Source organism: Brevibacterium yomogidense (assembly GCF_016107685.1).
GTDB lineage: Bacteria > Actinomycetota > Actinomycetes > Actinomycetales > Brevibacteriaceae > Brevibacterium > Brevibacterium yomogidense.
In genome coordinates this window covers 352,774-371,371 of record NZ_JABASY010000003.1, presented here as the reverse complement: position 1 = coordinate 371,371, position 18,598 = coordinate 352,774, and the positions used below count along the sequence as shown (strand labels likewise).

Genomic DNA, 18,598 nt, shown 5'->3' with positions numbered 1-18,598 from the left:
CGGGCCAGGGCCTTGTGGCCCAAGGTCCTCAGCACTCACGCCGAGGTCTTCCGCACCCGTGCCGCGCCCCGCGCCTCTCACTGCGGATGCCATGGTGGTGGCTCCTTCGCTGCGAAAGCACGGATGCCCGCTGCCGCCTCGGCAGAGGCGAAGTGCCGTGCAGACAGCGCACTCATCGCCTCCGCCTCCGCGTCCAACCGTCGCAGCAGGGGCGCGGACGTGATCGTCTTCGTCCCTGCGAGCGCGTCCGGTCCACCACGGGACAGCTGGTCACACAGGTCGTCGACCACTGTTGCTGTCGGATCGGAGACGACCGTGACGAAGCCCGCCGCCCCGGCGTCCTCAGCGCTCACGGTCCGTCCGGTGAGCATCCAGTCCGCCGCGGTGCGCGTGCCGATGCGCTCGCACACCACGGACGACACGATGGCGGCCACCACCCCGATCCGCACCTCACTGAGCCCGAATGACGCCGAGGTCGAGGCGACGACGAAGTCACACGCCGCCACCAGCCCCATGCCACCGGCCCGCACGTGCCCGTCGACCGCACAGATGACGGGCACTCGGCACGTGAGGATCGCCCGTAGCAGGCCCACCATCGCGTCCCCACCGGAGCCGGCTTTCGCCGCCCCACCGGAGGTGGTGTTCGAGCCCCCACCGGACGGAGTTCCCGAGGTCCCCGTTCCCGAGGTTCCCTCGGATGTGGAGGCATCTCCGCCACCCGCCGGTGCCTTCGCACCTTTGCGCTTGAGGTCGGCGCCCGCGCAGAACGTCGTGCCGGTGTGGGTGAGGACGACGACGCGGACGTCCGAATCCTGGTCCGCGCGGGCCAACCCGTCGCGCAGACCGCCGATCAGTTCGGGCGACAGCGCGTTGCGGTTGGACGGGGAGTCGAGGGTGAGGGTGAGGCGCCCCCGCTCGTCGAGGTCTGTGAGGACCGGATTGTCCGTCATGCCACGGCCTCCTGCGCCTCGTCGGTCTCCCCGTCACCGTTTGCTTCGATGACGACGAGTGTCACGCCCGCATCGATCCGCTCACCGGCCGTGACAGGGCATTCCGTGACGACCCCGTCGCGGTCGGCGCGGATGGTGTGCTCCATCTTCATCGCCTCGATCCACACCAGCGGATCGCCCTCCGCGACCTCTGCCCCGACGGTCGCGGCCACCCGCAGCACCGTGCCGGGCATGGGGGACAGCAGACTGCCGGGTGCCTTCGCCGCGCCGGGCTCGACGAACCGCGGCTCCTCCCGCAGAGCGACATGGCCCCGGGGCGAACCGACGAACACGTCCTCCCCGCCCCGCGTCACCGTGAACCGCTGGGCGACCCCGTCGACCTCGAGAACCACCACATCCGGCCCCGCATCGCCCACGCTGACCGTCTCGATCCCGACCGGCAGGCACGTGGGGTCCACGGTGTAGCCGGTGCGCTCCCACCGGTACGACGCGGTGATCGTCTGCTCGCCGTGCGTGAACTCGCGGATGCGCCACTGGTCCTGGAACAGCCGCCACCCGCGGATGCGCGGTCGGGGATTCGCAGCCAGCGTCGCGTCGTGCAGCGCCTGCCGCCCCGGCTCCCGGTGCTCACCTGCACCGTCCAGCACGGCCTCCGCCTGGGCGAGTGCAGCGGCAAGGGCACTCAGCGCGACCGCGCTGTCGTCGGCCAGGGGAGCGAACACCTCCGGGTGGTCACCGAAGTACTGTGTGTCCGTCACCCCCGTGAGGAACTCCTCGTCCCGCAGGGTCCGCACCAGCAGATCCCGGTTCGTCGTGGGCCCGTCGAAACGCGTGTCCGCCAGTGCTGCGGCCAGCAGCGCGGATGCGCGCCGACGGTCCGGTGCCACTCCGATGACCTTCGCGATCATCGGGTCGTAGTCCGTGCCGATGACGGATCCGGCCTCGACCCCGGCATCCACCCGGATCCCCGGTGCGGTGAGCGGCTCGAAGCGGGCACGGACGCGGGGCACGTCGAAGGTGTGGACGGGTCCGCTCTGCGGCTGCCAGCCCGCATCCGGGTCCTCCGCGTAGAGACGGACCTCGATCGCGTGCCCGTGGGAGGCTGGTGGCGCCTCCGGAAGGGGTTCACCGGACGCCACTCGCAGCTGCAGGTCGACGAGGTCCAGCCCCGTCGTGCACTCCGTCACCGGATGCTCGACCTGCAGGCGCGTGTTCATCTCGAGGAAGTAGAACTCGCCGTTCTCGTCCGCGAGGAACTCGACGGTGCCCGCGCCCACGTAGTCGACCGCGGCCGCGGCGTTGCGGGCCGCGGTGAAGAGCCGTTCGCGCATGTCCCCGCCCACCCGCTCGACCAGCGGCGAGGGTGCCTCTTCGACGACCTTCTGGTGGCGGCGCTGCAGGGAGCATTCGCGCTCGCCGATCGCCCACACCGTGCCGTGATGATCGCCGAACACCTGGACTTCCACGTGGTGACCGCGCGGCAGGTAGCGCTCACAGAGGATCGTCGGGTCGCCGAACGCGGAAGCGGCCTCACGGGCGGCGGATTCGATGGTCTCCTCCAGCAGGTCGAGATCCTCGACGACCCGCATGCCTCTGCCGCCGCCACCCGCGGACGCCTTGACGAGCACCGGCAGGTGGTCGGCAGTCACGTCCTCGGGCCGCAGCGCTTCCAGGACCGGGACCTCGGCGTCGTGCATGAGCTCCTTCGACCGAGCCTTCGACCCCATGACCTCGATCGACTCCGGGGACGGGCCGATCCAGGTGAGCCCCGCGTCCTGGACGGCGCGGGCGAACTCCGCGTTCTCCGACAGGAACCCGTAGCCGGGGTGCACGGCATCGGCCCCCGACCGCCGGGCGGCGGCGATGACGAGGTCCGCCCGCAGATACGTCTCCGTGGGGGTGTCGCCGGGCAGTCGGACAACGGAATCGGCCTCCCGCACGTGCGGTGCCCGGGCATCGGCATCGGAGCACACCGCGACGGTCGCGATGCCCTGCGCACGGCAGGTCGCGATGATGCGCCGGGCGATCTCACCGCGGTTCGCGATGAGGACGGAGCGGATCGGTCGAGGCGCGGCGGGTGTGCGCCGGCCGGTGTTGCTGGTCGTGTCTGTCGCAACCATCTGTGTCACATCCTGAAGATTCCGTAGGACCTGTCCGATTCGATCGCGGTCGTCGCGATCGCGGACAGGGAGAGGCCCAGCACCGTGCGGGTGTCGCGCGGGTCGATGACCCCGTCGTCGTAGATCTGCCCGGACAGGAACAGCGGCATGGACTCCGCGTCGATCTGCTCCTCGATCGCGAGCCTGCGGGCGTCGTTCGCCTCGTCGTCGAACGGGATGCCCCGGTCTGCTGCGGACGCCTTCGCGACGCTCGTGACGACGTCGGCCAACTGCTCCGCCCCCATGACGGCGGACTTCGCGGACGGCCACGCGTAGAGGAAGCGCGGGTTGAACGCGCGCCCGCACATCCCGTAGTGGCCGGCGCCGTAGGACGCCCCCACCAGCAGCGACAGGTGGGGGACCGTCGACGACGACACCGCGTGGATCATCATCGAGCCGTGCTTGATGATGCCGCCCTGCTCGTACTCGGCACCCACCATGTAGCCGGTCGTGTTGTGGACGAAGAGCAGCGGCGTGTTCTGGCGGTTCGCGATCTGGATGAACTGCGTGGCCTTCTGCGCCTCCTCGCTGAAGAGGACTCCCTGCGCGTTCGCGAGGATCCCCACGGGATAGCCGTGGATGCGCGCCCAGCCGGTCACCAGCGAGGAGCCGTACAGCGGTTTGAACTCGTCGAAGTCGGAGTCGTCGACGACGCGGGCGATGATCTCCCGCGGATCGAAGGGGACCTTGAGGTCTTCCGGGACGATGCCCAGGAGCTCCTCCTCCGCGTAGCGGGGTTCGACGACGCCGTCCGGCCGCGGTCCTGCCTTCGCCACGTTGAGGCGGGCGACGACGTCGCGGCAGAGCCGGATCGCGTCGTCCTCGTCCTGGGCGAAATGATCCGCCAAACCGCTCACGCGGGCGTGCATCTGTGCACCGCCCAGCGATTCGTCGTCGGAGATCTCACCCGTGGCGGCCTTGACGAGCGGGGGACCGCCGAGGAACACCTTGGACCGCTGGTCGATCATCACGATGTGGTCGCTCATGCCCGGTCCGTACGCACCGCCCGCGGTGGCGTTGCCGAACACGACGGCGACCGTCGGGATGCCCGCCTTCGAGAATTCGGCGAGCCCCCGGAAGTTCGCACCACCCGGGATGAACACCTCCTTCTGGGTGGGCAGGTCGGCACCGCCGGACTCCACGAGCGACACCAGAGGCAGCCGGTTCTCGTATGCGATCTCCTTGAGCCGGAGGGTCTTGCGCATCGTCCACGGGTTCGAGGTCCCACCACGCACGGTGGGGTCGTTCGCGACGATCATGCACTCGACACCGCTGATCGTGCCGATGCCGCCGACGATGCTCGCCCCCACCTGGAAGCGGGTGCCCCAGCCGGCGAAGGGGCACAGCTCGAGGAACGGCGTGTCCCGGTCGACGAGCTTCTCGATGCGTTCCCGCGGGGGCATCTTGCCGCGCTTGCGGTGGCGGGCGAGGGCCTTCTCGCCCCCACCCTGTCGGAGGGTGTCGAATTCGCGCCCCAGTTCCTCGAGCTTCGCGTCCATCGCGGCGCGCGCAGCGGTGAAGCCGTCGTCGGTGGTGCTGAGTGTGCTGGTGAGAACAGTCATGAGAGGTACCCCAGGTGCTTGGCGGCCAGTCGGTTGAGGATCTCGACGGTGCCGCCGCCGATCCCCATGATGCGGACGTCCCGGTAGAGCCGGGAGATCTCCGTTTCGTGCATGTAGCCCAGCCCCCCGAACAGCTGGAGGGACTGGTCGACGACCCAGCTGGCGGTCTCCACCGCGGTGTTCTTCGCGAAGCAGGCGTGGGCGACGACGTCCGTCTCGCCGTTCGCGCAGCGTTCCGCCAGGCGGCGGGTGTAGGTGCGGGCGACGTCGATGCGCATCGCCATCGTCGTGAGGGTCTGCTGGATGGTGTCGCGGGCGATGAGGGGCTTGCCGAACGTCTCGCGGTCGCGGCACCACTGCAGCGCCAGGTCGAGCGCCCGCTGCGCGGAGGAGTAGGCGTTGACTGCCAGCCCCAGCCGTTCGGAGACGAACGCCTGCGAGATGAGGGCGAAGCCGCCGCCTTCGACACCCACGAGGTTGCTGCGCGGCACCCGCACGTCGTCGTACACCAGCTCGGCCGTGTCGGACGCGTGCCAGCCCAGCTTCTCCAGCTTCTTCGCCACCTCGAAGCCGGGGGTGCCCTTCTCCACGACGAGCAGGGAGATCCCTGCGGATCCGGGCCCGCCGGTGCGCACCGCGGTCGTGACGAAGTCCGCGCGCACCCCGGAGGTGATGTACGTCTTCTCGCCGGTGACGCGGTAGTGAGTGTCATCGTCCGGGTCGACGACGGCGCGGGTCCGCAGGCGGCCCACGTCGGACCCGCCGCTGGGTTCGGTGATGCCGAGCGACCCGATGAGCTCACCAGCCAGCGTGGGCTTCACCCAGCGGTCGATCTGGTCCTGGTCGCCGCCCGCGATGATGTGGGGCAGCGCGATGCCGGAGGTGAAGAGGGAGGCGTGCGTGCCGCCGGAGGCGCCCGCTTCGAACATCGACTCCGCCATCGTCACAGCGGCGAGGGGCCCGCCCCCGCCTCCGCCGACCTCTTCGGGGAAGGAGGCACCCAGGAGTCCCAGGTCGCCGGCGGTGCGGTGCAGGGAGCGCGGCAGCATCCCCTTCCGCTCCCAGTCGTCCTGGTGGGGGAGGATCTCCGTGCGCACGAACCGGGTGGTCGTCTCCCGCAGTGCGGTGAGCTCGTCGCTCTCCCAGACCGTCGAGGCGTGGTCCGTGGTGGTGGCCGTCATGAGTGTGTCTCCTGGTCGGTGTCGGTCGAGTGAGTGTTCGCGGCGTCGTGGGGCAGGTGCTCTGTGGGCAGGTGGGCCGGGGGCAGGTGCTCCGGGGGCACGAGGGCGATCGGCACCTCCGCCCACCGGCTGCGCAGCCATTCGCCCAGCGCCTTCGCCTGCGGGTCGAAGCGCGCCTTCGAGGCGACGCCCTCGCCCAGCAGGCCGTGGACGACCACGTTGATCGACCGCAGCGCCGGCAGGTGCAGGACCGTCATGTCGCAGCCGGCGAGTTCCGGCAGCAGCGCGCGCAGGCGATCCGCCGTGAAGAACGTGGACAGCCACTCCCAGCCCGCGTCGTCGCGCGCCCACACGCCCAGGTTCGCGTTCCCGCCCTTGTCGCCGCTGCGCGCGCCCAGCACCCGGCCGAGCGGAACCCGGACCGTCCCGGCCCCAGCCCCGCTGTCCTCGCGGGCCGTGTTCGCCGCCGTGGTCTGGGCCGCCTCGGTCGCGGTCGCCGAGGTGTCCGCCCCCTTTGTCTCCGCCGCTGCGGCCCGTGACCCACCGGTCTCCGCCGCCGAGGCGGGGGAGACGTGCTCTGCCCCCTCGACGGGGGCGAGCGGCTGGGTGCGGGTGGGTGGCGGGATGTCGAGGACACGGCCGTCGGGCAGGTGGACCTGGTGGGGCACCGCGTCCTGGGGGACGTACCCCGCGGTGAAGCGCCCGTAGACCTGGCCCTCGCTGGGAGGCGTGCCGGTGTGCAGTCCCGGGTAGGCGGACAGCGCCGTCTGGACGGCGGCGTTGCTGAAGGCCCGTCCGACCTTCCGGCGGTCGGGGTCCCGGGCGACGACCTCCAGACGGGCCACGCCCATGGCCTGTACGGCGGGATCCGTGTGGTCGGTCCGGACGAGGTTCCAGGTGATGGATTCGGGGTCGACGGTGAGTGCGTCCTCGAACTGCTCGCGGGCGATCGCCGCCTTCTTTTCGATGTCCAGGCCGGTGAGCAGGTAGGTGAGGGTGTTGATGTACCCGCCGATGTCGTTGATCGACACCTTGAGATCCGGTGGCGGCGCTTCACCGCGGACACCGGACACGAGCACCCGGTCGGGGCCGTCGTCACGGAGAGTGATGGTGTCGAGCCGCGTCGTGACGTCGGGGCCGGCGTACCGGGCTCCCTGGATCTCGTAGAGCAGCTGGGCGGTCACCGTCTCGCGGGTGACGGCACCGTCCGTGCCGGGGTGCTTCGTGATGACGCAGCTGCCGTCCGAGGCGACCTCCGCAAGGGGGAAGCCGGGCCGGGTCATGCGGGGGATCTCCGTGAAGAACGCGAAGTTGCCACCGGTGGCCTGGGCCCCGCACTCGATGATGTGCCCCGCGACGGTCGCGCCCGCCAGCGCGTCGAGGTCGTCCCGACCCCACCCGTGGAACCAGGTGGCGGAGCCGGAGATGACCGCGGCGTCGGTGACGCGGCCCGTCACGACGACGTCCGCACCCTCCGCCAGTGCTCGTGCGATCCCGAAGCCGCCCAGGTAGGCGTTCGCCGCGAGCGGGCTGCCCCACCCGTGGCGATCCGCATCCTCCGTGAGGTCGTCGCCGTCGACCCACGCGACCGTGGCACTGAGACCCTGCTCCGCGGCGACTGCCTCGATCGCGCGGGCGAGCCCCTCCGGATTCATGCCGCCCGCATTGGCGACCAGGCGGACGCCCTTCTCCAGGGCCAGACCGAGGTTCTCCCGCAGCTGGCTGAGGAACGTGCGCGCATATCCTGCGTCCGGGTCCTTCGCCTTCTGGCGGGCGAGGATGAGCATCGTGAGCTCCGCCAGGTAGTCCCCGGTGAGCACGTCGAGCGGCCCGCCCGTGAGCATCTCGCGCATCGCGGACAGCCGGTCGCCGTAGAAGCCGGAGGCGTTGCCGATCCGGACGCTGCGCGTGCCGCCTTCCGGGTGACGGCCTGCGGTCGTGGTCTCACTGGTCATGGGGCTGGACCCTTTCTCCTGGTCGGGGGCCGGCAGACGGCCCGCCCGCGAACGCCTGCGCGATGTCCATCCAGGCGGCGGCGTCCTCACCCGTGATGTCGAGGGCGACGTCCGCGATGTTGCGGCGCTGCGTGACGACACGGCAGAACGCGTCCGCGGTGCCCGTGATCCGCTGCGGCGAATCGGGCTCCCCGAACTCCAGGACGGATCCGTCCGGCATGTCGAGTCGCACGTGGACGTCCGTCTCCGGGACCTCGCGCCCGTTGATCGTGTAGGCGAAGGCACGCGTCCGGTATCCGATCCGCGCGACGGCGGCCAGCGCCGGGGTGGGCTCCTTCCGGACGCCCAGCCCGTCGCACACGTCCAGTCCGTGGGCCCACGTCTCCATGATGCGTGCGGTCGTCATCGTGATCGGGCGCATGGGTGGACCGAACCACGGCAGCTTGACCGCCGGGTCCGCGGCGCTGAGCGCGCGGTGCAGCCCGTCGCGGTCGCGTCGCCAGTCCGCCAGGAGCTGCGCGCGAGGGCGCTTCGCCTGTTCCGCCGCCAGGTCGTCCACCGCGCCGGGTCGCATGGCCTGCGCCGCACGGTCGAAGGCATCCGGGTCCGTCACGGCGAGCAGAGCGACGGAGTCCGTCCAGTGCAGGTGTCCGATCTGGTGGCCGACGGTCCATCCGGGGGAGGGGGTGGGCAGGGCCCACGCGTCGTCGTCCGTGGCTGCGACGACGGCATCGAGACCAGCGGTCTCCTGTTCCAGCAGGTCCAGCGCGGTTGCGACGTCCACATGTCCTCCTTGACTGCGGTGAGCTGACTGCGGCGAGCCGGTGGACGAGTCGTGTTCGCGACGCACCGACCGCGGCGAGGAACTTCAGGTTTCCACACCGAGGAAAAAGAATCAAGCGTGATTGCTTTTGTTCTTTCGTCGCTCTAGGCTTCGAGAGTGCAGCCGGGCGATGTGGCTCGGATCACGGCATCGGACGGGGCGCAGCTGTGTCCCGGGGAGAGGAGCCCCATGAGCGACCAGAAGGACAAGGACGTCTTCCGGGCGAGTGCGCGCCGGTTCGTGGAGACGGAGATGGCCCCGCACGCGCAGGAGTGGGAGGACGCGGGCTTCTTCGACGCGCACGAGCTGTTCCCCAAGCTTGCGGAACAGGGTCTGCTGGGCCTCAACTACGACCCGGAGTACGGCGGGCAGGGCGCGGACCTCACCTACACCCTCATCGCCTCCGAAGAGCTGAGCCGCGGGGGCATCGCCGGGGTGAACATGGCGATCGCTGTGCAGAACCACATGGCGACCCCGTCGCTGCACGACCTGGGCACCCACGAGCAGAAGCAGCAGTTCCTCGTGCCCGCGCTGGCAGGGGAGGCGGTCGCGGCGATCGCGGTGACGGAGCCCGGGACGGGATCGGACGTCGCGAAGCTCGCCACCTCGGCCGTCCGCGACGGGGACGACTGGGTGATCTCCGGTGAGAAGACATTCATCACGAACGGCACGCAGGCCGACTGGTACTGCATGCTGGTGCGCACCAGTGACGAGGGCGGGCACCGCGGGATGAGCCAGATCATCGTGCCTCGCCCGAGCCCGGGGTTCGAGGTGGTGCGGAAGCTCGACAAGCTGGGCAACCGGTCCTCCGACACCGCGGAGCTGCGGCTGGAGAACGTCCGGGTGCCGGTCGCGAACACGATCGGGGAGATCGGTCGCGGGTTCCAGCAGCAGATGTCGCAGTTCGTCGTCGAGAGGTTCTCTGCGTGCGCCGGGAGCGTCGGGGCGTGCACGCGTGCGCTGGAGCGCACACGGGAGTACATGCACACGCGGGAGGTGTTCGGCTCGCCCCTGGCCGACCGTCAGTACCTCGTCTTCACGCTCACGGAGCTGGCGGCGGAGGTCGAGCTGCTGCGCGCGCTGAACCGTCAGGTGGTCGAGAAGATCGCCGCGGGCGAGGACGTCGTCCGCGACGTCACCGTCGGCAAGCTCACGGCGGGAAGGCTGCTGCGGAAGGTCGCCGATTTCGCCGTCCAGGTGCACGGCGGCATGGGCTACATGGAGGAGAACTGGACGGCGCGGTTCTTCCGCGACACCCGTCTCACGTCGATCGGCGGAGGCGCTGACGAGGTGATGCTCCAGGTGCTCGCACGCCAGGACGGGTTCCGGGTGTGAAGGACATCGAGAGGGAAGGACTGGCATGAGAGCACCCACAGACGACGTCGATGCGCTCGAGCTCAACCTCGCGACGCGCAACACCCTGGGCGACGCGCTTCATCGGGTCGCACGGCTGCACCCGGCGCGGGCCGCGGTCATCGACGGCGAGCACCGTGTCGACTACGCGACGTTGGATGCGCACTCGGAAGCGTTCGCCCAGGCCCTGCTGGACCAGGGGCACCGACGCGGTGCCCCGATCACGATCCTCATGGGCAATTCGGCGGATTTCCTCGTCGCTTACTTCGGCATCGTGAAAGCCGGTCTCGTCGCCATGCCGGTGAACCTCGCCGTCACACCGGAGGACCTCGCGTGGCTGCTCGAGGATTCCGGCAGCGACGCCGTCGTCGCCGACGCGGCGTTCCTGCCGCTCCTGCGGCGCACCACGACGATCCAGGGCGTGCGCCTTGAGACCGTCATCGTGAGGGACGGATACACGCCGGGCCCGGCAGGATCGGGAGGGGAGTCGGCAGTGGGACCGGAGGGGGCCTCGGCGACGGATTTCGCCGCGACCGAGGTCGTCGACTTCGCGGGCCTCGCTGCGACTCCGGTGCGTGTGCCCGGCGGCCGGGTGCAGGTGCTCATCGACGACGCGGACACCGCGCAGTGTCTCTACACGTCCGGCACGACGTCGAAGCCGAAAGGCGTCCTCACCAGGCACAGCGCCGTTGTCATCGCGTGCCTGTCGAATGCGCTCCTGTCACCGCACCGGTGGGGAGAGGACCACGCGGTCCTGCTCAACGTGCTGCCGATGTTCCACGTGACGGCGCTCAACGCGCTGTGCCTCACGACGCTGTTCGCCGGCGGCACGATCGTGCTCGTCACCCCATTCGACCCGGTACGCGTCCTCGAGCAGATCGAACGGCACAGGGCGACGACCATGGTCGGGCTGCCGATGATGTGGCGGGCGCTGCAGCAGGCGCAGAAGGCGCACGAGCGAGACCTCACGAGCATCACGACCGCGTCGTACGCGATGGCGCCCATGCCGCAGGACCTGCTCGATGACCTGTCCGCGATGATGCCGCGCGCGGCGATCCTCATGGGATCAGGACAGACCGAGGTGGTGCCGGCGACGGTCCGCCAGTGGAGGGTCCACCAGCACACGAAGCCGGAATCGTGGGGGCCTCCGCTGCCCACCGTGGAAACGGCGATCATGGGTGCCGATGGCAACCTGCTGCCCCACGGTGAGGTCGGGGAGATCGTCTACCGGGGACCGCACGTCATGAGTGGCTACTGGAACCGTCCCGACGCGAACGTGGATGCGTTCTCCGGCGGATGGTTCCACAGCGGCGACCTGGGCCACCAGGACGAGGAGGGTGTCGTCTGGTTCGTCGACAGGCTCAAGGACATCATCAAATCCGGTGGGGAGAACGTGTCGTCGGTGAAGGTGGAGCGCGTCGTCGCCTCCGCGCCGGGGGTCCTCGAGTGCACCGTCATCGGCGTCCCTGACGATCGGTGGGGCGAGGCGGTCACGGCAGTCGTCGTGACCGACCGGCTCCCAGGAGAAGGGGATGAAGGGGCTGCTGGTGAGGGAGCTGCCGGTGAGGGGGCTCCTGAAGACGGGGCTTCCGGTGCCGGGTCGGACTCTGCGAAGGCACAACTCGAGGCGGACATCCTCGCCCACGCGCGCGCCCACCTGGCCGGCTTCGAGACTCCGAAGAGGGTCCTCTTCGTCGACGCGATGCCGAAGACCACGACGGGCAAGATCCGGAAGGCCCAGCTGCGCGGGCAGCTCTGACACCACTGATCGACACCACTGCTGATCGAAAACACCGCTGTGACACCACTGATGGACACGGGACGAAGGAGTTCCATGGGCAACGAAGCCATGCACCATGTGAGTGCCAATCACTCATTCACATTCGACATGTGGACTGGGATCCACGCCCTCCGGTCGCGGGATCGCATCGCGCTCATCGACGGCGACACGGGGGAGCAGACGACGTTCGGCGAACTGGAGCGCAGGACCAACGCGGCTGCGCGCCACCTGCGGGCGCAGGGCGTGCGACCGGGCGACCGCGTCGCGCTGCTCACCCTCAACTCGCCGCAGATGCTCGAGATCCTCGTCGGCATCGCGAAGGCGGGTGCGGTGAGCGTGCCGATGAACACGCGGCTCGCCGCTCCAGAACTCGCCTACATCCTCTCCGACAGCGGGGCGACCCTGCTGTTCGCCTCGACGGACCTGTTGCCTGTCGCACAGGAAGCGGCCCGGGACACCGCCGTCGAACAAGTCGTCGTCGTGGCGACGGCCGATGAGCGGGCGCGGGGCGTGGCCAACGACTACAGAGACGCGGTGGCGGCGGAGTCAGAGGACGCGGTCGAAGCCGTCAACGACCTGGGCGACGTCGCGATGATCATGTACACGTCCGGGACGACGGGCCGGCCCAAGGGTGCGATGCTCACCCACGGCAACACGCTGTGGAACGCGATCCAGCACAACGCGAGCGGTGTGGGCCTCAGCCAGTCGGACGTGAGCCTCGCGGTGGCCCCGCTGTTCCACATCGGAGCGTTGGGCGTGTACACGCTGCCCCTCCTGTACTGGGGTGGGACGAACATCATCACGGAGCGGTTCGACCCTGTGCAGTGGGGCAGGCTCGTGGAGGAGCACCAGGTGACGAAGGCGTTCGCTGTGCCGACGATGTGGTCGGCGATCGTGCGCGCGGGCGTCCCGCAGCAGTTCCGCCTGAGCTCCGTCAACGAGGCGAAGTCCGGTGGTGCGCCCTGCCCGCTGCCGGTTCTCGATGAGCTGAGGGAGGCGGGACTGCGGTTCTCCGAGGGCTTCGGGATGACGGAGACGGCACCCATCGCCTCCGGGATGACACCGGAGGACGCGGAAGAGCACTCCGGGTCGATCGGCAGGCCCGCCATGCACATGAGCTTCCGCATCGTCGACCCGGACGGGAGGGACGTGCCACAGGGGGAAGTGGGAGAGCTCATCATGAGCGGCCCTCAGGTGTTCGCCGGTTACTGGAACAAGCCGGAGGCCACTGCGGAAGCGTTCCGTGATGGCTGGTTCTACAGCGGTGACATGGCGCGGGTCGACGAAGACGGGTTCTACACGCTGGTCGACCGGAAGAAGGACATGATCATCAGCGGTGGGGAGAACGTCTACCCGGTCGAGGTCGAGCAGGTGCTCATCCGTCATCCCGGGGTGCTGGATGTGTCCGTCATCGGGGTGCCGCATTCGCACTGGGGTGAGGCGGTCACCGCGATCGTCGTCGTGGACGGCACGGATGAACCCGGTGATGAGCTGGCGAGTGCCCTCGATGAGCGGGCGAGACGCGAGCTCGCGGGTTTCAAGGTCCCCAAGTCCTACCGGTTCCGCGCTGAACTGCCTCGCACGGCGACCGGCAAGGTGCAGAAGAACGTGCTGCGCGATTCGTATGCTGGGTCGTCCGGGCAGGTCCATCGCTGAGGCGTAGGTGCGGTCCGCGGCCCAGACGTTGCGGACCGCAGTTCAGACGGTGCGGTCCGCGGCTCAGAAGCCACGGACTGCGTGTTGGTGGCCGTGAGGCTCTCCCGCTGTGCGAGCGGGGCTGGGACAATGGGAGTGGTGCGAACCGCCGATTCCGTGATTGATGGGAGCAGACCATGACGACGCCGATGCCCTCCACGACACCTTCCGAGCAGAACGTGCCACATCCTGCTGACCGGAGCCCGCTCGATTCGTCGACGCAGTACCGCCCCGCGTGCGTCACCGCGCAGACGACCGTGGGGTCGCGGGACGAAGCGGAGACGCTGGCGTCTTCCGCTGTCGATCAGGGTCTTGCCGCGTGTGTGCAGGTCTCTGCTGTGCGTAGCTTCTACCGGTGGGAGGGGAAGGTGCACAGTGATCCGGAGTTCCTGCTCACCTTCAAGACGACCGCCGAGGCCGCCGCCGGCCCGCTGCGTGCTCACATCGACAAGACGCACGCGTACGACGAGCCCGAATACATCGTCCAGCCGATCACGGACGGCAGCGAGTCGTACCTGGCCTGGATCCAGGAGAGCGTGCAACCGGCTGAGTGAGGGGCAGGAGTCAACGTCTCTCTTCTTGCGAATACTCGCGCTGAGGGAGGGAAGTGTCGAGGCGTCGCGACGCGAACCAGGCCGGGCGGTCAGTAGGCCTGGTTGGCTCCGTGTTCGGCCTGTGACTGAGTGAATCCCTCATAGACCAACTGGTCGATGAGGCCGCTCAAGGAGAAGGAGCTGTATTCGAGGTAGGACTCTGCGGATTTCACGGCCTGCTCGGACCAGTCGACGTCGAGGGAATCGACGGCGTATTCGGCATCCGCACGGCTGAACTCCTCGTACTCGAGCTGCTCGATGAGGCCCTGACGTGAGAAGGCGCTGTACTCCAAATAGGACTCGGCAGATTTGCGCGCATTCCGCTGCCCGGACGATTCGTCCCTATCCGACGTCGCCTTTTCGCCACTAGAAGACTTCGCGCTTTCCGCAGCGACATTCTCAGACTCATTGTCCGCTGCTGGTTCCGGTGGTGCCACCGTCACCGTGACAGTGGGGGCGGGCTCTGCTTCTACTGTCACCGTGACTGTTTCAACGGGGGCGGGCATCTGTGACGCAGCGTCAGTCCCGGCGCAGCCTGCCAGTGCGAGAAGAGAGAGGGAACCCAGACCGATCAGGGTTTTCATAGTCAATGGGGGATTCCTGTCCAAGAGAATCGAAACGAGAATCGGACCACACCGCCTATTCTCGGAAGAGTGATACGAGTATACGGTAGAAAGTTCAATTTCCTGATTGTGTGTTGTGAGGGAGGCACAGAGCGGAGCCCGTGACACCCGCCGAGTGCTCGCAGGCCAGGGTGGACAATGGGACGAGCCCCACGTGAAGGAGACTCATGGACCTGCAGCCACTCGCGGCTCGACTGACTGACGGCGCGCTCACGACCGACCCGGATGTGGTCGCCGCGCACTCGAAGGACGAGGCGCTCTTCTGTCCTCATGACGGTGCGATCGCGCTGGTGCGGGCGAAGACTGTCGACGACGTGCAGGTCACGATCCGGTTCGCCCACGAGCGCCGGATCCCGATCGTCCCGCAGGGCGCGCGCAGTGGGATCTCCGGCGGAGCGAACGCGATTCCCGGTGCGATCCTGCTGAGTGTTTCCGGGATGAAGGACGTGCTGGAGGTGAACACCTCGGAGCGCACCGTCCGTGTGCAGCCGGGGATCATCAATCAGGACCTCAAAGATCATCTGCGTCCGTTCAATCTGTCGTATCCACCGGATCCGGGGTCTGTGGGGATCTCGTCGATCGGTGGCAACATCGCGACCAACGCCGGTGGTCTGTGCTGCGTGAAATACGGGGTCACTCGTGATTTCGTGCGCAGCATCGATGTGGTGCTGGCCGACGGGACGCTCACGACGTTCGGCCCGAAGACCGCGAAGGGCGTCGCCGGTCTGGACATGCGCGGGCTGTTCATCGGGTCCGAGGGCACGCTGGGCATCGTCGTCGAGGCCACCCTGCGCCTCATCCCGCTCATGCCGGATCCCGTCACGGCTGTCGCGGTGTTCCCGGACGAGCGTTCCGGCCTGCAGGCGGTCGCGGACTTCATGGCCGCTGGCGGTCAGCCCAGCCTCTTCGAGTTCCTGGACCGCGCGAGCCTCGACATGCTCAACTCCTACGGCGACTTCGGCCTGGACGAGAACGCGGGGTCGATGCTGCTGGTCCAGTTCGATCAGTCGCCTGCGGAGGCTGCGGACATGCTCGCGTCCTTCGAAACCGTCGCCGAGGCCGCAGGCGCCCTGGACGTCGCCGTCTCCGACGATCCGGCGGACTCCGCAGCTCTGGTCGCCACTCGCAGGTCGATCCAGCCTGCGTACGAGCACTATGCGCACGCGCACGGTGGGGGCCAGCTGCTGGATGACGTGTGCATCCCCAGGGCGGCGATGCCGGAGTTCTGTGATCGGCTGGACGCGCTGCGGAGGTCGACAGGTCTCACGATCGCGTTGGTCGCGCACGCGGGGGACGGGAACACGCACCCGTCCGTCTTCTTCGACGCGAGCAATGCGCAGGAGACGGCGACGGCAGAAGCCGCGTTCGAGGAGATCATGCAGATCGGGCTGGATCTGGGCGGCACGATCACCGGCGAGCACGGCGTGGGCTACCTCAAGAAGGGGTGGCTCACGAAGGAGCTGGACGAGGGTTCCCGCTGGGCGCAGCGCGCAGTGAAGGAAGCTCTGGACCCGCGAGGCATCCTGAACCCGGGGAAGATGCTCGCAGAGATCTGACGTGGGGTCTCAAGGGCGTTCGGGCGACTCGCTGGGATACGGATGTCTGGTCGGAAGCCATATTCCTCGCGAGCGCGTCAGCGTCGACAGTGGGACGGCGGCTTCCAAAGGACGCAAGCAACATTCCACCTTTGAGAATGAAGTCATCCGCGTAGGGCGATGTGGACAAGCGTGCGAGCCACCGTTCCACGATGTACATCGTCAGGAGTTCCTGTGTACCGCGCTTTCCTGGCGAGCACGGTTTTGTAGATCTAGGTACGCACGTCCTGCCGCCGTATCGCGCGTCGGCCGGCTCATCGAGCACTCGCTATGTCGAGGGCAAGACGCACTGAACCAAACGTCCCAAGCGGCTCTGCATAGTCCAGGAGCAATGACGGTCGCGCTTCGGAGGAGGCCAGATACCGGTTAAGAGCGGCATGCGCGGTGGGCTCGCCGAACCGGTGGCGGAGGCGCATGAGGTCGACGACGGTGCGTGCCGGATCGTAGATTCTTACTTCCTCGCCTGGTCCCGCTTCGAACGACGACAACCCCAGCTCGAATGCAGACTCGTCGAAGCGGAATACGGTGACCGGTGGATAGTCGATCACGGGGGTGTGTGAGCGTTTCGGTACTGCGATCTGTACCTCGGGTGGCATCTCGTCGGTCAACTCATGAATCGCTGCCGCCGAAATACAGCACACGATGGCCTGCGGCGTGCGGTGTGCGATCGCCAGCACATCCGGGTGCGACGCTGGTGGTGCGTCGGCGCGACGGAAGACACCGCGCGAGAGCTCCACAATCTCTCCTGAATCTCGCCAGGCGTACAGGTCGCGCGGATGTACCCCCAGTGCACGCGCCGCTTTCGTCGTGAAAGTTGACGGCAAAGTCTCGTCTACAGCCCTCATGGATATAATCCTTACACGCTATCGGCGCCTGTGTAGGGATTATATCCCTGCGGGGTGGTGTCGCCAGTGTCGTGGCACATGGTTGATGTCAGGAAAACCTCACCCCACCCGCACACCCCGGCTCCGCATCAGCCGCCCTACGTGCATCGCGATCGTCGCCGCCGTCCCCGCGGCCAGCGTCATCCCCAACGTCCCGTGTCCGGTCGCCGCGTACAGCCCCGGCTTCTTCCCCACCGGTCCCACGACGGGCACGCTGTCCGGTGTGGCGGGCCGGGGGCCGCTCCACACCTCGGTCGTTTCCAGGTCGACGTCGGCCAGGCCGGGCAGGTACGGGGTCGCCGCGTCGAGGACGTGCTGCATGCGCGCACGGTTCGTGGACGCGTCCCTGCCCACCAGGTCGAACGTCCCGGAGATCCGCACCTTGCCGTTGTCGAACGGTGAGCAGGCGACCATCACCTCGGCGAGCTTCACCGCCTGATTGAGGCTGATGGTCCCCGGTAGCGTCACGCTGCACCCGCGGCCCGACTGCAGGAGGACACGCGCACCGGCTCGCCTCAGCAGCACGTCCGAGTGCTCGCCCGCCGCGACCACCACCGCGTCGACCAGCAAGTCCGCGCCTGAAGCCGTCCTCACCTTCCAGTGCCCTCCCGCCTCCGCGTGGAGACCGCTCACACGCGTCTGTTCGCGCAGCTCGCCGCCGGCTGCGACGAACCCGCGCGCCAGGCCCGCGGTCATCGAATCCGGTCGCACCGTGAGCTCGTCCAGCAGGTGCAGCCCACCCGCCAAACCACTGCTCAGCGACGGTTCGCGCGCAGCGAGCTGTCCGGTATCCAGCCATTCGGTGCGTCCCTTGTAGCCCAGCTCCTCGAGCTGCGTCTGCGTCACGGCCTGCTGGTCGAGGCCCTCCTGCGACGCGAAGGGGATGAGGAGACCGGTCCGGTGGATCTCGAAGCCCAGTTCCTCTGCCAAGGTGCCGGTGGCCTCGGCGGTGTCGTGCGCCATCGCGGCCAGTGCCCGCAGGGACCGATCGCTCCGTGCCGCACTGCTGTGCCGCAGGAACGACAGTCCCCACAGCGCCAGACGGGGCGTGGGGACCTGGCTGAGCGCCGCGTATCCGTCGCGCTTGAAGAACGTCTTCACCGCGTCCGTGGCGACACCGGGCGCGTTGAACGGCTGGACGAGGGTCGGCACGATCCAGCCTGCGTTCCCCCACGAGGCGCCCTGGCCGATCGCATCGCGCTCCAGCACCGTCACGTCCAAGCCGGCCTGCGCCAAGCGGTAGGCACTCGCCAGCCCGATGACGCCACCGCCGATCACCGCGACGTGACGCCGGTCCACCTGCCGTGCGCGTCCTCCCGTCCGTCGCGCGCTCTCACCCGTCCGCTGCGCCCCAGCAGGGGAGTGGTGCGTGGTTCCGGTGTCCATGGATGCGGCCCTCCTGACTGTCCGAAGCATCGACGACGCCGGCGATGCGGGAGTACGCC

15 protein-coding genes are annotated in these 18,598 nt (G+C 68.6%); 5 read left to right on the top strand and 10 right to left on the bottom strand.

Annotation, left to right across the window (positions count from 1 at the left end; genetic code table 11):
* Positions 1 to 77: 77 nt before the first annotated feature.
* Genes JFC09_RS10055 through JFC09_RS10030 form a run of 6 tightly spaced genes read right to left on the bottom strand, consistent with a single transcriptional unit; the run spans position 78 to position 8,591 of the window.
* Positions 78 to 950: an enoyl-CoA hydratase-related protein gene (locus tag JFC09_RS10055; RefSeq protein ID WP_198393874.1), complete on the bottom strand. Its 873-nt coding sequence runs from the start codon at positions 948 to 950 to the stop codon at positions 78 to 80.
* The gene (locus JFC09_RS10050) at positions 947 to 3,070 is read right to left on the bottom strand and encodes an ATP-binding protein (protein WP_198393873.1); all 2,124 of its coding nucleotides are present in this window, start codon (positions 3,068 to 3,070) and stop codon (positions 947 to 949) included. Before JFC09_RS10050 ends, JFC09_RS10055 begins: the two co-directional genes overlap by 4 nt.
* Before the next feature lie 5 nt (positions 3,071 to 3,075).
* On the bottom strand, positions 3,076 to 4,671 hold the full coding sequence (locus JFC09_RS10045) for an acyl-CoA carboxylase subunit beta (RefSeq protein WP_198393872.1): 1,596 nt from the start codon (positions 4,669 to 4,671) through the stop codon (positions 3,076 to 3,078).
* Positions 4,668 to 5,852 carry an acyl-CoA dehydrogenase family protein gene (locus JFC09_RS10040; protein WP_198393871.1) on the bottom strand — a complete coding sequence of 395 codons (1,185 nt, stop codon included), beginning with the start codon at positions 5,850 to 5,852 and terminating at the stop codon, positions 4,668 to 4,670. Before JFC09_RS10040 ends, JFC09_RS10045 begins: the two co-directional genes overlap by 4 nt.
* The gene (locus JFC09_RS10035; protein WP_198393870.1) at positions 5,849 to 7,807 is read right to left on the bottom strand and encodes an acyclic terpene utilization AtuA family protein; all 1,959 of its coding nucleotides are present in this window, start codon (positions 7,805 to 7,807) and stop codon (positions 5,849 to 5,851) included. Before JFC09_RS10035 ends, JFC09_RS10040 begins: the two co-directional genes overlap by 4 nt.
* Positions 7,797 to 8,591 (bottom strand): TIGR03084 family metal-binding protein, encoded by a 795-nt coding sequence (locus tag JFC09_RS10030; protein ID WP_332839729.1) that lies wholly within the window; start codon positions 8,589 to 8,591, stop codon positions 7,797 to 7,799. Before JFC09_RS10030 ends, JFC09_RS10035 begins: the two co-directional genes overlap by 11 nt.
* Positions 8,592 to 8,819: 228 nt before the next feature.
* On the opposite strand from JFC09_RS10030, the gene JFC09_RS10025 reads away from it, so the two are divergent.
* The 4 genes from JFC09_RS10025 (at position 8,820) to cutA (ending at position 14,012) form a co-directional block, all read left to right on the top strand.
* A complete protein-coding gene (locus JFC09_RS10025) occupies positions 8,820 to 9,965 on the top strand; it encodes an acyl-CoA dehydrogenase family protein (RefSeq protein WP_198393869.1) in 1,146 nt (381 codons plus the stop codon).
* Positions 9,966 to 9,990: 25 nt separating this feature from the next.
* A complete protein-coding gene (locus tag JFC09_RS10020) occupies positions 9,991 to 11,742 on the top strand; it encodes a class I adenylate-forming enzyme family protein (RefSeq protein ID WP_198393868.1) in 1,752 nt (583 codons plus the stop codon).
* A 75-nt stretch (positions 11,743 to 11,817) separates the two neighbouring features.
* The gene (locus JFC09_RS10015; protein WP_232483394.1) at positions 11,818 to 13,419 is read left to right on the top strand and encodes an acyl-CoA synthetase; all 1,602 of its coding nucleotides are present in this window, start codon (positions 11,818 to 11,820) and stop codon (positions 13,417 to 13,419) included.
* Positions 13,420 to 13,595: 176 nt separating this feature from the next.
* Complete coding sequence (gene cutA, locus JFC09_RS10010) at positions 13,596 to 14,012, top strand: divalent-cation tolerance protein CutA (protein ID WP_198393867.1); 417 nt, start codon at positions 13,596 to 13,598, stop codon at positions 14,010 to 14,012.
* Between the two features lie 89 nt (positions 14,013 to 14,101).
* Here cutA and JFC09_RS10005 read toward each other — a convergent pair whose 3' ends face one another.
* Positions 14,102 to 14,530, bottom strand: coding sequence for an Ltp family lipoprotein (locus JFC09_RS10005; protein ID WP_332839728.1), 429 nt, complete (start codon positions 14,528 to 14,530; stop codon positions 14,102 to 14,104).
* Positions 14,531 to 14,841: 311 nt separating this feature from the next.
* Here JFC09_RS10005 and JFC09_RS10000 point away from each other — a divergent pair, with 311 nt between their 5' ends.
* Positions 14,842 to 16,230, top strand: coding sequence for an FAD-binding oxidoreductase (locus JFC09_RS10000; protein ID WP_198393866.1), 1,389 nt, complete (start codon positions 14,842 to 14,844; stop codon positions 16,228 to 16,230).
* Here the strand turns inward: JFC09_RS10000 and JFC09_RS17080 are convergent.
* The 3 genes from JFC09_RS17080 to JFC09_RS09985 form a co-directional block, all read right to left on the bottom strand.
* Positions 16,124 to 16,354 carry a hypothetical protein gene (locus JFC09_RS17080; RefSeq protein WP_408610965.1) on the bottom strand — a complete coding sequence of 77 codons (231 nt, stop codon included), beginning with the start codon at positions 16,352 to 16,354 and terminating at the stop codon, positions 16,124 to 16,126. The genes JFC09_RS10000 and JFC09_RS17080 overlap by 107 nt on opposite strands.
* A 169-nt stretch (positions 16,355 to 16,523) precedes the next feature.
* The gene (locus JFC09_RS09990) at positions 16,524 to 17,114 is read right to left on the bottom strand and encodes a type IV toxin-antitoxin system AbiEi family antitoxin domain-containing protein (protein WP_198393864.1); all 591 of its coding nucleotides are present in this window, start codon (positions 17,112 to 17,114) and stop codon (positions 16,524 to 16,526) included.
* 99 nt (positions 17,115 to 17,213) lie between these two features.
* The gene (locus JFC09_RS09985) at positions 17,214 to 18,539 is read right to left on the bottom strand and encodes an NAD(P)/FAD-dependent oxidoreductase (RefSeq protein WP_198393863.1); all 1,326 of its coding nucleotides are present in this window, start codon (positions 18,537 to 18,539) and stop codon (positions 17,214 to 17,216) included.
* Positions 18,540 to 18,598 lie beyond the last annotated feature (59 nt).